9 protein-coding genes are annotated in these 15,764 nt (G+C 40.1%); 2 read left to right on the forward strand and 7 right to left on the reverse strand.

Translation table 11 applies throughout. From position 1 onward, the window contains the following. Window position 1 precedes the first annotated feature (1 nt). Window positions 2–1,321 (forward strand): adenosylmethionine--8-amino-7-oxononanoate transaminase, encoded by a 1,320-nt coding sequence (bioA, locus tag FMM05_RS16570; protein WP_394345155.1) that lies wholly within the window; start codon window positions 2–4, stop codon window positions 1,319–1,321. A gap of 95 nt (window positions 1,322–1,416) precedes the next feature. Beyond that, the gene (locus FMM05_RS16575; protein WP_143374530.1) at window positions 1,417–2,574 is read left to right on the forward strand and encodes a beta-ketoacyl synthase N-terminal-like domain-containing protein; all 1,158 of its coding nucleotides are present in this window, start codon (window positions 1,417–1,419) and stop codon (window positions 2,572–2,574) included. A 364-nt stretch (window positions 2,575–2,938) separates the two neighbouring features. Here the strand turns inward: FMM05_RS16575 and FMM05_RS16580 are convergent, their stop codons facing one another. From FMM05_RS16580 to FMM05_RS16610, 7 genes are all read right to left on the reverse strand, one after another. Next, window positions 2,939–7,735: an Ig-like domain-containing protein gene (locus tag FMM05_RS16580; protein WP_143374531.1), complete on the reverse strand. Its 4,797-nt coding sequence runs from the start codon at window positions 7,733–7,735 to the stop codon at window positions 2,939–2,941. 521 nt (window positions 7,736–8,256) lie between these two features. Continuing rightward, window positions 8,257–10,065: a tetratricopeptide repeat protein gene (locus tag FMM05_RS16585; protein WP_143374532.1), complete on the reverse strand. Its 1,809-nt coding sequence runs from the start codon at window positions 10,063–10,065 to the stop codon at window positions 8,257–8,259. An 8-nt stretch (window positions 10,066–10,073) separates the two neighbouring features. Then, a complete protein-coding gene (locus FMM05_RS16590; RefSeq protein WP_143374533.1) occupies window positions 10,074–11,909 on the reverse strand; it encodes a tetratricopeptide repeat protein in 1,836 nt (611 codons plus the stop codon). A 71-nt stretch (window positions 11,910–11,980) separates the two neighbouring features. Then, window positions 11,981–12,463 carry a regulatory protein RecX gene (locus FMM05_RS16595; protein WP_143374534.1) on the reverse strand — a complete coding sequence of 161 codons (483 nt, stop codon included), beginning with the start codon at window positions 12,461–12,463 and terminating at the stop codon, window positions 11,981–11,983. Between the two features lie 118 nt (window positions 12,464–12,581). Further along, on the reverse strand, window positions 12,582–13,457 hold the full coding sequence (locus FMM05_RS16600) for a cupin-like domain-containing protein (protein ID WP_143374535.1): 876 nt from the start codon (window positions 13,455–13,457) through the stop codon (window positions 12,582–12,584). 141 nt (window positions 13,458–13,598) lie between these two features. Then, entirely contained in the window at window positions 13,599–15,467 is a 1,869-nt protein-coding gene (locus tag FMM05_RS16605; protein WP_143374536.1) for an OmpA family protein, read from the reverse strand. Between the two features lie 27 nt (window positions 15,468–15,494). Continuing rightward, the coding region (locus FMM05_RS16610; protein ID WP_143374537.1) for a type IX secretion system membrane protein PorP/SprF at window positions 15,495–15,764 on the reverse strand (270 nt) is incomplete at its 5' end.

A 15,764-nucleotide genomic window follows, 5' to 3' on the forward strand; every position in this document is an offset into this window, starting at 1 on the left:
ATTGAAAGATTTAGAACATACAGAGGAAATTCCCCCTTTGGGGATCAGGGGGCTGTTAGAGATTGATAATCAGTACCTTTGGCACCCGTATACCCAGCATAAAACGGCCGCAACGCCCATTGCCATTACCCATGGCGAAGGTGCCCTGTTGTGGGACGAGAACGGCAAACAGTATATAGATGCCATAGCTTCATGGTGGGTTAACCCATTTGGGCACAGCAATATATATATAGCTGATGCCATTTATAAACAGCTCACTACATTAGAGCATGTACTGTTTGGCGGCTTTACACACCAGCCTGCTACCACGCTGGCGCAGAGGCTAATGGCTTTGCTTCCAAGCAATCAAAAGAAGCTGTTTTTTTCCGATAACGGGTCGACTGCTGTAGAGATAGCTATTAAAGCATCATTACAATACTTTTACAATCAGGGAGTTAAACGCACAAAGATTATCGCTTTTGAGAACGGTTTTCACGGCGACACCTTTGCGGCGATGGCTGCCAGTGGTATCTCGTTCTTTACAGAGGCATTCCGCGGTTCGCTGATTGAGGTAGCGCGCATTCCTGTACCGACCAAAGGTAACGAGCAGGCGAGTTTAGATGCTCTGAAACAGTTAGTTACCACCGGTGAATATGCAGCTTTTATCTTTGAGCCTTTGGTTCAGGGGGCGGCCGGTATGGTTATGTATGAGCCTGAGGCTTTAGATACTTTGATTACTATATGTAATGACAATCAGGTATTTACCATTGCGGATGAAGTAATGACAGGCTTCGGTAAAACGGGTAAAACCTTTGCCTGCGACTACCTTACCACCCAGCCGGACATGATGTGCCTTAGTAAAGCCCTTACCGGCGGCACTATCCCTATGGCTATCACTACTTTTACGCAGCAAATCTTTGATGGTTTTTATGATGATGATGTTAATAAGGCGTTATTCCACGGGCATACCTTTACCGCTAACCCTACGGGCTGTGCGGCCGCATTGGCAAGCCTTGAATTGCTGAATACCAGTGAGATGCAAACTAATATTGTACGCGTAAACAGCAGGCATTTAGCGTTTAAGTCGGCGATTGAAAAGCACCCAAGGGTTAAAACGGTACGGGTGCTGGGCGTTATTCTGGCGCTGGAAATTACACGGGAGGGCAATGAAGATTATTATGGTAATTTCCGTAATAAACTGTACGATTTTTTTATAGGCAAAGGTATCATTATAAGGCCGGTAGGCAATATTGTGTACATTTTGCCACCTTATATTATTAGCGATGAGCATTTAACTGCCATTTATGAAAATGTAACAGAAGCAGTTGAAACTATATACTAACAACATACTGTAATTTTGTGATACACATAATTTTACGGGTTGCATAACCGCCCTGTTTTTATGTTTGGCGTACTTTTGCAGAAAATAATACTACTTTGGCAACACCTGTTTCCATTACATCTATAGCATCTTTTTCGCCGTTGGGTGACAATCCTAACAGTGTTTGGGAGAGCTATTTAACTTCCAAATCGCTAATAAAAAGTACGTTGATAGGCGGTAAAAATGTACCTGCGGCGGCACTATCTCAAGAGCTTGCCGCACAGGTTAACGAACTAAAAAACAGTAATCAACACTATAAAAATGTAGACAAATCGGTTTTATATGCGCTGCTTGCCGCAAGGGCGGCTGTTGCAAAGGCCGGTTGGAATGAGGATGATATTTTTGGTATTAACGTAGGCTCTTCCCGTGGTGCTACAGAGCTGTTTGAGAATCATTTAGAAGAATTTTTGAGCACAGGTAAGGCAGCGGTACAGGCATCGCCGGCTACTACGCTGGGCAATATTTCCAGTTGGGTGGCGCACGATCTTAAGAGCACCGGCCCTGAAATATCGCATTCTATTACATGTTCTACGGCGCTGCACGCGCTTTTAAACGGTGTGGCATGGCTGCGTGCCGGTATGGCCACTAAGTTCCTTGTAGGAGGCAGTGAGGCACCGCTAACGCCCTTTACCATTGCCCAGATGCAGGCCATGAAGATATATTCTAACGACATTGATGGCGATTACCCCTGCCGTGCTTTAGACCTTGCTAAAACCCAAAGCAGCATGGTGCTGGGCGAAGGCGCCGGTATGGCATGCCTGGAGGTTGGGCATGTGCCTGGTGCACTGGCATATATAGAAGGTATAGGCTATGCTACCGAGGTTTTACAGCACAGCGTATCCATCTCTGCGGAAGCAGATTGCATGCAAAAATCGATGCGCATGGCATTGGAAGGTGTCGATCTTGCTGAAATTGATGCTGTTGTAATGCATGCCCCCGGCACGGTTAAAGGCGATACATCTGAATATGCTGCGCTGCAAAAGGTTTTCGGTGCTAACCTGCCGCTACTTACCACCAACAAGTGGAAGATAGGCCATACCTTTGGCGCTTCGGGCTTGCTAAGCCTTGAATTTGCTGTATTAATGCTACAGCACAACCACTTTATACCTTCGCCATTTATGCCACAACAGGCAGGTAAGCCGCTTAAAAAGATACTGGTTAATGCAGTAGGCTTTGGCGGTAATGCAGTTAGTGTGGTGGTTTCAAAGTCGTAAAGTCGAAAGTCTTAAAGTTTAAAGTGGCAGAGTTGCAAAGTTACTAAGTTACTTTTTAAAATAAAAAGCCCCACTAAATCTTAGCGGGGCTTTGTTTATATATACTGCTGTTGCAGTGTTATTTAGATTTTTATTTTAGTTTACCCCGGGGTTTACTACGTCCCGGGGCTACATCCAACTAAAAAATTACTAAAACATTATAATGATAAACATTATAAAGTTACTGTTAGCCAAAGGTAAGGCATAATTACCTAACGTTAATGGCTTTATTGTTAGTATAGTAAAATTTTTAATTTTTAGTTTACCCCGGGGTTTACTACGTCCCGGGGCTACATCCAACTAAAAAATTACTAAAACATTATGATTAGTTAACCATAATTTTCTTTGAAATAACCTGGCCACTCTCCATGGTTATCTGTACTATTAATACCTGCTGGGCTACATTAATATCGGTAGTAGCAAAGTCTGTGGCATCTACATTTCCTTTAGTGAAAAGGGTTTTGCCAAGAATATCATATACTGTAACCGCTTTCATGTTAGCAGGTGCTTGTATGTTTATTTGTTTACCATTGCGGTATACAACCAGTTCTTTAGCATTTAATACCGGTGTATCTGTACCTAACTGTGCTTGCGGAGCATATACAAGCTCGAAACGGTTATCAAACGTGCCAATTTCAGTTGTAAATGCATAGCTGCTGTTAGTAATGTTATTTGTTGTACCGGTAAGCCTGTCTACAACATAAACTTCCTGTCCTGCGGCAAATACACCATCTACGTGGTCTAATGCAATTTCAAAGTTACCTGCAAGGTCTGCTTTAAAGCCAAGAGCTACTTTATCGGTAGCAACAAAGTTACCACGAGACTGTATAATTAACTGTAAAGGCTCTGATTCTGATTGTAATAGCGAATATAAGCTAATATTTCCGGCTGTCAATACTTTTCCGTCATAACCATTATCATAATCTAAAGATGTTGCAGGGTTGTATGCTACAACGGCCTGTGTAAAGTCGCCCGATGTATTGGTAATGTTGATCCACATACGGCCCGGTGCTTCGGTAGAAGTTGTTTCATCCTCCTGTGTATCCTGACCCATTTTAAAGAAGAAAGTTGAATTGTTCTTAACACGCATATTGTTCCTGAAAACCACTTCTTTACCAGTTGTAAGAGCTTTTACAATAAAGCCCTGGCCTGTATTAAGTACACCTTTATCGGCATCTATAGTATAAGGATCTGTAATTGCAGTGTTACCATCAGCACTTGTCCCGCCCGGAGCTGCATTTGCAGTATAGGCCTCTAAGTTACATGCAGAGTAGGTAGTTTGTGTATGGTCGTTGGTTTTTCTCCAGAAATACAGCGTACCATCTATCACATCTATGTTTTGAGAGATGAAATCTCTTATGCTTATTGGCGACGGGTAAGGGTTACCTATGGCGTTAAAGCTCTTATCTGTACCTGCAAAATATTTTAGAGGTAATTTTATAACCCCGTTGTTTGGAGTACCTTCAAAAGAACCTTCAAAAGTATAACGTGCAGTACCCTGGTAGTAACCGTTGTTTGTTGTACCGTTTATAGCATTAGGCATACGTATAAGGTAACCTTTACCTAAGGCAAATTTAGTAGTTGCCGGGGTAGCTATAGAGGCGTATTGGTTTAACTCAGTCATAAACTCATAAAAACGGTTTACAGCAGTAAACGGAGAGAACGTGCCAATGGTTTGGAAACCTGAAGTCCTTGAATCTACAACCGGTGAAGACCACATAGTGTAATCAAGCCTTTTAAGGAAACCACCTTTTCTTTTAATGGTAACCGTACCAGCATTTTTATCGTTCTCTACCTGTTGAAGGTTAGAACCGCTATTAAAAGTAAGAGTTGCGCCTGTTGCCACGTTAACACTGTGCTGAACGATAGCATTAGAATTTCCTGTAAAAATTACATCTGCACCTGCAAGTACGTAAATAGAACATGCGTTAAATGTACCACCTGTTTGGGTAAAGTCGCTGTTAAAAATAACATCTTTAACGCTTGAAGGTAAACCATTACTCCAGTTTGTGCCGTTAGGCCAAAGTGTAGTGCTGTATGTTGTAGATGAATCACAGTAAATACCTGCGTTAGATCCCGGTGCCGGTATAACCAGCGGGCCCCACTCATCTGCACCCATATCTGGCGTTGCAGCGCTTCTTTTTTGTCCGTCTATATCTTTAGTAACTACAGTAATCGGAGTACCTGTGTTGTTGATACCTGTGTTTTGTGTGTTAGCAGTATCTATGTGAAGATCTGATGCATCGGCAAATACAGGGTTAATATCTGTTGTGTTAGTATCAAGGCCGGTAGCCGTTTTCCAGGCACTTAGCGTTGTAATATAGTTAGCGCTGTTAGCATCGTTTTGGCCTGTGCCAAAGAAACCTATCCTGTCAGATGAATAATAATCGTTGTAATCAAGGTTAGTTACCACACTACTTGTTGCTACGTTAGTAGCTTTAAGAAGTATGATGGCACACCTTCTTGTACCGGCTGTTTGTGTATTAACAAAAATATTATTTCTTACATCTGTTGCAGTAATACCATCGTTTATTAGTAGCGCAGCGCTATAACCATTACCGTTTTGGTTTTTGTTAAGTACCACCGTGTTATGGTAAATTTTATAACCGCCACCCGAAGCCAGGTAAATACCAAAGCCGTTTTGTACAAGGCTTCCGCTTGCATTACCCGATACATTGTATATAAAGTTGTTAGCTATTACAATGTTTGAGGCTGCGTTTGTTGAAGCCATTGCGATACCTGCAAATACACCATTTTCTGATGCTGTTTTAGTAAGTTCTTTAATGTTATTCTTAACGATAGATCCGTTTTGAGAGTTGTTAGCTACATATATACCTGTAGAAGCTAAACCACCATCCGATGTATCCCTTAAAAGGTTATATATCTGGTTTTCAGAATACTCAAAGCCATTTACGTTACTTAGGTAGGCCGGCAGGATAATAGTTTCTGCATTAGTTTCAGAACCAAGGTCGTTCTTCTGGATTACCTGGTTTGTTGCAAATAAGCCTGTTGAAGCACCACCAAGAATGTAGATACCCTGTTTAACATTAGTAAAATCGTTTGCCAGTACTGTAAGCCCGCTGTTGTTTGCAAGCGCATTACCCATAGTAATGTCATGGTTGCCAACATTGTTATTTGCAATAGATTCGGTATTATTACCGGAATAGATACCTATACAAAACTTACCGCCCTGGTTTTTAACACCCTGCCTTATTTTTGTATATTTTATAGTAACGTTTGTACTGCCGTTCGTGCTGTTAGATGCTACCCAAAATACAGTTCTGTTAAGGTAGTTTAATGAGTTGTTATTAAATACGGTAAGGTTTAATGATGTACCCCCTGTTGTATTACTACCATCAAATATTATGTTATCGGCACCGTTTAATTTAAATATGGCAGCTGCCTGATAGTTGTTGTTGTTAATTGTAATGTCGTTTGCTTTTATTGTAACGTTCTTACCGGTAGCAGGCTTAAAAGTAACCGTATTAACAGATGACGTACCTGTAAATTGGTTTATAGTTAAAGGGAAGCTTTCGCCGCTTGCCTCATTATAAAGTGCATTTGAAAGTAAAAATGTTACCGGGCACTGTACACCGTTATTGTTAAGGTAGTTAATGGCCTGGGTAATGGTTGTAAAGTTACCTCCTGTACCTACAGTGTAAGTACCGCATAATGCTCCTGTTGTAGTTTGGTTTATCACGGTCATATTTACAACACCAGTAGCATAAAGCCCGTAAGCATTATAAAGCCTGTAATTAAAACTATCGGTACCTAAGTAACCGTTTGTTGGGGTATAGGTAATGGTGTTATCTTCGTTAATAACCGCTGTACCATGCTGAGGAACAACACTTACGATAAGGTATGCTAATGCGCTGTTGCCCGATGTATCGTTTGCAAGTACGTTAAGTGTGATAGCGGTATTTTTTGGTGTTGTAGCAGGGTCATTAGCAACGGTTGGTGCTGTAGGATTTACAACAGTTATTGTAGCCGTTGTATTAGCCGATGATTTGCCATTTGTATTAGTAGCCTTATAAGTAATAACGCCGGTTGCAGTACTATTATTTGTAGGGGTAAAAATAATCCTGTTGTAGCTATCTACAGTAGCAGTACCGTTGGTTACACTTACAATAGTTACACCATTTAACGTGCCGCTGCCGGCAGTATCGTTAGCAAGAACATCTATTGTAGTAGCTATGTTTTTGCCGGTTGTAGCAGTATCTGCATTAGCTGTAGGGCTTGCAAATGGTGTTACAGTTACGCTTACCGTAGCGGTAGATGTATAGGTATTACCCGGACTTTTAATTGTATAAGTAAAAGATGTAGTACCGCTAAAGGTACCGGGATTGTAGTTTACAGTATTGTTAGCATTTAAAGTTACCGTACCCTGGCCTGTAGCAGGCTGTGTAACAGTTACGGTGTTTATTGTAGTGCCGGTAGCAACATCATTAGATAAAATGTTGAAGTTGCTTACAGCAACAGTTTCTGTTGTGCTAATAGCATCGGCAGTAGCAATTAAACCTGTTGAGCTTGCGACGGTGCCAGTTAAAGATGGACCCGCTGTGTTTTGGTAATTTGTATTTCTAATATAAAAATCGCCATAACCTGTATTGCCTTGTCCATAAATGTAAAGCCTTATGTATAGTGTAGTATTTTGCATTACCAGCATATTGCCAAAGTTTAGGCTCAATGCAGTGTTTGCTCCCTGTGTAAGGGTTTGCTCTGTACCTAATAGTGTACCATTGCCGGTAAAGGCAGAACTTGTAGAATACCTTACCTGCAATTTCTGTGCGCCGTTATTGCCGGTTGGAGATAGATAGGTAAAGTTAAATTGTGAAAGAGTTGCATTGTAGCCACTTGCAGGTGATATAGTAAATTCTATATATTTTGCATAGCTAATAGGATTGTTTGCTGTTCCTGTCTGGAAGCCGTTAACCCTGTAACCGGAGCCGCTGTTAGTTTGTCCGTAGTTGTTGTTTTCAATCGAAACTCCACCAACAGGTGTCATTGTGCCTACTGTAATGTTACTTCCATAAACTGTGGGCGTTGTAGTATTCCATGTGGCAAGGTTTTGTGCAAAACCAACAAAGGAAACTAAGAATAGTAAGGTAAATAATTTTTTCATTTTAGTAAAATTTGGTAGTTATGGGGGCATAACTAATTTTTTTGTGAACGCAGGGTTAACCCTATTAGATTTTATATTTAAGAATGATATTGTGGTGTTTAAATTGCCACTCTATCTCCTTTAATAATCTTCTTATTTTAGTAAGAAAATTTTCCGTCGGTCAATATAAATGGGGGCATGTTATATTAAAATAGCATTAGGGCGGGGCTGCCTTAATATTGTAGTGTGCGTACTTTAATTTTCATTTGTGTTAAGATTTAGTAATTAGTAAAAGGATGTTTTATCGATGAAATGCATATTATTGCTGCTCAACGGTACAAAGTAACATCGATTTTTTTAAATCTTAAAGAAATGTTAATAGATAAAATATAGACAACTATAAATTTTATTTATAGATATTAATTGATAATCAGTAAGTTACAGATTAACGGAAAATTTTATAGACAAAATGCATAGACAGGGTCAAAAATGGACATCAGATTTGGGTCATTTTCTTAAATTCTTGTTAAGGAAATCTTAAATTAAATTTCGGAAAGGAGTTTTTCGAAATCGGCATCTTCTTCCAGTTCCATTTTTTTTCTGATGCGATATTTTTTTGTAATTACACTTTCGTGAGAAATTTGTAGGAGCGATGCAATTTCTTTATTTGAAAGTTTAAGCTTTACAAGCGAGCAAAACTCAATATCGTTTTTAGTCAGCTTTGGGAAACGATTTTTAAGCTCGGTGGCAAAATCGGGGTTAAGATTATTAAAACGTGTTTCAAATTGTTTCCAATAATCTTTTTCCTTTATTAGCTGTTGCAGTTCTTTTTTAACTTCTGAAACACTGCCGTAATTGTTGAATTTATCTAAAAGGGTATTTATATTTTCATAAAAACTGGCTATCCGCAATGCCATAGAAGTAGCTTCACGTTGTTTTTCATCTATAATAGCTTTTTGATTGTTGCTTATTTCCTGCTCATAATCGCGTTGCTGTTGTGCGAGGAGTTTATCTGCCAGCGTATTTTTATACCTTTCCTTATTAAGGCGGTGCCTAAGCCTGTACCCTCGTATGTACATAAAGCCTATTATAATTACCGCAAGGCTTAGTATTATATACAGTATAATAAGCAGGTTTTCCCTGTCAAGGCGTTTTTTAAGCATTTGGTTTTTATCTCCCAACACTTTTGTTTGATACTGAGCCTGTACTTTTTGCTCCTGCAGGCCATTGCCCACCTGCCTCAAGGAGTCGCAAAGCCTTAGTGCCTCGGTGAGCGCGCGGTTGCCCTCTTTAAGGTTGCCGGTCTTGGTATAAATGGCTGCAGCCGACTTTTCATATTCAAACCTGTCCTGCGTGGTGCTCTTGCGGTAGGCTTCAGAATTTTTAAACGATGCCATAAGTGCCGTGGCATCCTTGTAGCGTTTGGCTTTATCAAGCACATCAAGGTAGTCACCAAATATATTGGCCGAAAACCGCGATGTGGTACCTCCTAAAATGGCATAGGCTTTTTTATAATAGCCTAATGAGCTTTCCAGTTTTCCCCTGCGGTTCTCTAAATTGGCAAGGCGGTAGTATAAAACAGCTTCAAGTTCTTTGTCGCCACCTTTTACAACATCGGGCAATGAATTTTCAAGGAGGCTAAAAGCTTCATCAAGCCGGTTAACCTCTATGAGGCACTCGGTATAATTAACTACAGCTATAGTGTATACCTTGGTGCCTTTTGCTCTTTTGTTATTCTCAAGATAATCTTTAAAAAGATCTATAGCAAAGGCGTAGTTATTGGTTTGTATATAGGTATTGGCAAGGTTAAGCTTTAATAGCGGAATATAGCATGGGTTCTTTGCCTTTTCTAACAGGCTGATACCTTTTAATAAATAGCTGGCCGATTGCCCCATATCATCGGTACGGAAGTAATACGTAGCAATGGTTTGGTAAATAAGCGCCTGTTTTACCGGGTTATCATTCTTTTTATTTAATGCCAGTGCTTTATTGGCACTTTGCAGCATTTGCTTATAATCAGTTAACTGCTCGTATGCAATTGCGGCATTAATATGTACATAAATTTGCAGTGCAGAATAATCGCTAAGCAGGTTTAATGCTTTATTGTAGTGTTTAAGAGCGTCTTCGCGGTTGCCTGCAAAATCCCTTAATATGCCTACTGTTGTTAATGCCTTTGCAATTACGGTATCATGGGCTGTGGCCTCGCTTATAATAGTTTGCGCGGCTATGCCTTTATCTTTAGCCTGTTGCAGGCCGGTATAATCGGCTTTAAGCCAATAATCGCTGCATGCGTGTGCATTGTTTTGTGCGAGGCAGGGCAGGGTAAAAAGCAGGAACAGGAATAGTTTCATTTGCAGGATTAAATTGCCATGAGCAGTTTTTCAAATTCCGAATCGTCGTTAAATTCCATTTTCTTTTTAATGCGGTACTTTTTGGTAATAGCACTTTCGTGCGATATTTGCAGTAGCGCAGCAATTTCTTTGTTTGAGAGGTTAAGTTTTAAAAGCGAGCAAAACTCAATATCATTTTTAGTAAGCTTAGGAAATTGCAGCGTTAGCGAGTGGGCAAAATCAGGATGCAGGCTGTTAAAGCGGGTTTCAAACTGTTTCCAGTAATCCTGCTGGCGCGACAGTTGTATAAGTTCTTTTTTAAGCTCATCAGCATCAGTAATTTTGCTCTCAATAATATTATTAATATTATCCTGGTAACTTGCCATACGCAATGCTGTAGAAGTAAGTTCGCGTTGTTTTTCTTCTATAATTTCTTTTTGAGCATTAATAAGTTCCTCTTCATGGCGGTGCTGCTGCTGTAACAACACCTTATCAGCTTCCGCCGTTTTAAGTTGTTCTTTTTGCAGTTTGTCATGCAGCCAGTAACTTCTTGATACCACTATTATAAGAATAGTAAGTGCCACAACCCCAAAAATATAAAAAGCATTAAGCTTTTTTTCTATCTCTATATTTTTTTGGAGTGCATTATTATTGGCTTCAAGCGCAAGATTTTTTTCGCGTTGCAATTCTGTCTGAAATTTAGCCTGCACCTCTCTAATAGCCTCCTGTTGTTTATCGGTAGCGATAGAATCCATAATATCTATAGTGTGCTGATACGCCTTTATGGCTTCCTTATCGTTGTTAGTTGCATTATAGGTATCGGCAACGGCATTTTTATATTTAACCTGATCTTCTTTATTGGCGCGGTTAAAGATCTTCATAGCGTCGATTTTTTTGATAACAGCCATGGCTTCAGGATAATTTTGAAGCTTATTTAACGCCTCTATATACATACCTGCAATACCTGTTAGCCAATAGGACTTTGTGTATTGTAAATTATCAAAAGCTTTTTTAAAGGTGGCTGCAGCTTTGGTTGTGTGGCCCTGCCTAAAGTTTAATGCGCCAATTTTAGAATAGCAAATACCTAACATTTCCTTATCGCCATAATTAGCTAAACCACTCAACGCCTCGTTGAGTACCTTTTCGGCTTCGCTATATTGTTTTGATGTTAGTAATGCATCGCCCAGATTTACCTGTGTAAGATAATAGTTTTTAAGCATGCCAATAGCTTTAAACTCCGGCAGGCATTCTTTGTAGAGATCTATAGCAAATTTAAGGTTGCCCATTGCCATGTAGGTATTGGCAAGTTTTTGCTTAACGGCAGGCAGCTGGCGTGTATTTTTCTCTGCTTTTAAAATGGCAATAGACTTTACCAGATAATCAACAGATTTATTATAGTCCAGCATATAATTATAATTACTGGCCAGTTCGCCATAGGCCATGGCAACGCCCACCTCATTTTTTTGCTTTTTGTTGAGTTCGATACTTTTACTAAGGTATTCTATAGATGTTTTGTAATCGCTCTTATTCCTGTAGCCAATAGCAAGATTCATTAAGCTGCGCACCTTATTTTTAGGATAACCATCAAGGTAAGTAAGCGATTTTTTAATGTAGTAAATAGTAGAATCGGGTTGGCCCTTCATGCCAAAATACATACCGTAAAGATTGTAGGTATTACCGTAAATAGTGTCGTGAAAACTGCCTTTTTGAGCAAGAGTGCGCTTAATAATCAGTAATGCACTATCCGGGTAGGAGTAAATGAGCCTGCGGGTTTCCTTTTCGGCTTTCGCAAAATCATAGTCGGGCCGCTGGGCAAATGATAAAGTAGTAAATAGTAAGAAAATGAGGCAGAGGCTCTTAATCATAACTTTTTTTGGGCAGATGAGGGTTAGTATCTATGCACCAATTTAACTAAATTTTATGAAAAACAAATAGTTTAGCCTTCTATATCGATAACTGACATTTTATCGTATACCAAATGACTCTCAAAACCTTTACGCAGAAGGTAATCGGCCAACTTTTTTTTCTTTTTCAATACATTTCTTTCGGCAATGCTTTGCCATTGTTTCTCTGCAAGGGCATTAAAGCTATCGATATAATCGTTGTCGTTTATTTCCTTAAGAGCGGTATCTATATTATATTTTGAGATACCCTTTGCCTTAAGCTCCATTACAATGCGGCGCCTGCCATAATTTTTAATCCTGAATTTACCCCGTGCAAAACTGCATGCAAAACGTTCTTCATTCAAAAAATTATGCTCAATAAGGTGTGCCATAATAACATCTATGGCCTGCGGAATCATATTTAGGCTCCTTAATTTTTGGTGTACCTCTTCATGGCAGCGGTCCTGGTAACTGCAATAGTACTCCAGTTTACGCTTAGCCTCATCTACCGAATATGATTTGTAGGGTTCGTTCATTGCGGTGTAAATGTAAAAAATAAACGGCAATCGTGAAGTAATATCAAACGTTTACAACTACGTCTCTACAAATTGGTAGTTGTAGTCTAAAAATCCAATCATCCAAAAATCTGGCTATCTAATTAACCGGTATATTCAAATTCTTGTGGGTATTAACAACTGCCATTTTATTTTTATAATCTATCCAATCCTGGCCTTTATAGCGCCTCATAAAATTATCAAAGTAGCGCATTACGGTAATGTTGTACACGGCTTTCATAAGATTGGCCGGCTTTCTTGGAAAAGCCCTTAAGCTCATAGAAAACCCAGGTGTAAGGTACTTCATGTAGTGCCAGTACCCCTCAGGCATGTAAAGCATTTCGCCATGGCTTAGGTCGGCCACCAGGCCATGGGCATATTTAAGGGCAGGCCATTTTTCGAAATCAGGGTTATCAAAGTCAATGTCCTCACGGGAGATGAGTGCGTGCGGCACTTTGTACAGGTACGGCGTTTGATCTGGGGCGAAGAGGATGCAGCGTTTTTTGCCGTTAAAGTGGAAGTGCAGGATATTGCTGAAATCTATATCGTAATGAATGAATACCTTAGAATTTTCCCCGCCAAAAAACAGCATGGGTAGTTGTTTTACCAGCTTTAGGCCAATATCCGGCCAACGGAAATCGTTTTTTAACGACGGTACTTCCTTCATTAAATTATAAAGAAATATCCTGTAATTGGTGGGCTTAGACTGAAGGAGGTCTATATACTCGGCCATTTTCATTTTGGCATGGGCCTCGTTAAAACCATCTTTATGCGACACGGGACGGTCATCATAAAGGGGTACGGTTTTGTCTCCGGCAATGTTTTTTATATACTCAAGTTTCCATTTCTCATAAGCCGGCCAGTCTTCGGTAAGGCGCTCTATAACAACAGGTTTTTGTTTTTTTACGTAATTGTTATAGAAATCTTCTTTGGTAATGGTTTTAACGCGGTCAATCTCAGTCAGATTTATGGGCATAGTTTTACCTATTTTACTAACACAAAATTAATAAAGCGTTAGCAAAATGTAAAATAACAAAATCTTAAATTTTACCCAATTAAACGCAAACAGCCCCTTACAATAAGGGGCTGTTATATAACTCTTGTTGTAATTATTTTACTATGAGCCTTTTACAATAATAAACTCATTACGGCGGTTTTGAGCGTGCTGTTCATCTGTACAGTTATCTCCACAGTTTACCTTAGGTTCGCTTTCGCCATAACCCTGCCCGCTGATCCTTTCTTTAGCAATACCTTTAGAGATAACGTACTGCACCACGGCCTTAGCCCTTTGGTCAGATAGTTTAAGGTTATACTCTGCACTACCACGGGTATCGGTATGGGCTTTACCCATAATAACAATATCCTTTTTGGTTTTCATGGCCTGTACCAGCTTGTCAAGCTCATAGGCAGCCTCCTTGGTTATATTGCTTTTGTCAAACTCAAAGTAAATGCTGTTAAGCACCACTTTACCATCTACAATAATATTTTCTATAGGCTTAAGGTTCGCTGTAATGTCTACCGTACCACCACTGTTTTTAGGCAGGTTAACGCTGCTGCTCTCGTAGCCATCGGCACCCGTTTGCAGGGTATAGGCAGTATTACAGTCTACATTATAGGTTAGGTTACCGTTAGCATCGGTAGTTTTGGTTTCAATAATATTTTGCCTGCTGTCTAAAATGGCAACGCTGGCATTGGCAAGCGGTTTGCCGGTGTTGCTGTCTTTTACTAACACAATAGCCTCTACACCACAAATTGGCAGTGCCATATACAGGTTGTCTTTACCGGCCTTGCTGCTGGAAAAGAACCCAACATTTTTTTGAACGTTAAAGCTAAAGGCAAAATCATCGTCTTTAGAGTTTACAGGCAAACCAACGTTTACTACCTCGCCATCGCGGTTAAGGTCTACAAAAAAGATATCCATTGCGCCAAAGCCCTTGTGGCCTTCTGAAGCAAAGTATAGTTTGTTATCATCCGTTATATAAGGGAAACCCTCACGGCCTTCTGTATTTATTTTTTTGCCAAGGTTAACCGGCTCGCCATAACTGTTGCCGCCTTTAACTTCTACTTTCCAGATATCTGAAGCTCCAACAGATCCTTTCCTGTCTGAAGAGAAATAAAGCGTTTTACCGTCTTTACTTATAGCGGGGTTACCCGTGTTCCATTTTTTATCGTTGAAAGGAAGCGCCACTACATTGCCCCACTTATCATTGGTTTTTGTGGCTTTGTAAAGATAGATAAGGCTTTTAGACTGGCCTTTTTCTTTTTCTGAATCGCCTTCCCTAAAACTTTCGCTGGCAAAATACATGGTGCTGCCATCGGCAGTAACTGCCACCGGGCCATCATGGTATTTTGTATTAAGTTCTGATAGTGTAGTTGGTTCGCTTATTGTACCATTGCTGTTATAAGTAGCCTGGTAAATATCAAGGTATGGCTGCTCATCCCTGCCATAGGTTTTGCGCGATGTATTACGTGAACTGGCAAAATACAGTGTACCATCGTTGCCTAATACGCCACCAAAATCGGCATACTTTTTATCGTTAATGTCCAGTATCTTTTCGTCGAATAACTTAGTCTGGCTTTTTAATTTGGGCAGATAGTTAGGGTCTTCGTTAAACGAAACTGCCCTTTGGTCTTTTGGTGCAAGTTCTGCAAATTTTGCCATTTGCTTGTTGGCCTCCTCGTACTTGCCTTCTGCCTTTAGCATCTGGGCATATTTGTAGTATGTCTCGGCATCCTGTTTACTTTCTGCCGCTTTTGCATACCATTTTATAGCCTCTTTACTGTTGTAAACATTGTAGTAACTCTCTGCAAGTTGCTTGTATACGTATGGGTCTTTGCCTTTTTTAGCCAGTTTAAGATACTCCTGTGCAGCATCTACATACTCAAAACGGCTAAAAAGTTTATCAGCAGTTTCAGTGTCTTTGTTCTGTGCCATTAATGCCGTAGTGGCCAGCATAAAACTAAGGGTAATGTATAAATTTTTCATCTATTTTTCTTTGGGTGTCGCTATAGGTTAGAAATAACGTGGTGAACGGGATACTTTTCTCGGGAAGTTCAAATCGAACAACAGCATGAACTCGTGCGATGCAGGGGTGGTTACCTTCAGGTCTGATACGATATGGTCGTATGCATAGCCTATCCTGATGTTTGGAGTAATGGCATAGTTTACCATTCCGCCAAAAGAGTCATCAAGCCTGTACGTAGCACCGATCTCGAACTTGTCGAAGAACATCGCGTTTAACGATCCGTCGATAGAAGGGTCTACACCAAGGGCCGATTTTAC

It is taken from the genome of Flavobacterium zepuense, assembly GCF_007097145.1.
Taxonomy (GTDB): domain Bacteria; phylum Bacteroidota; class Bacteroidia; order Flavobacteriales; family Flavobacteriaceae; genus Flavobacterium; species Flavobacterium zepuense.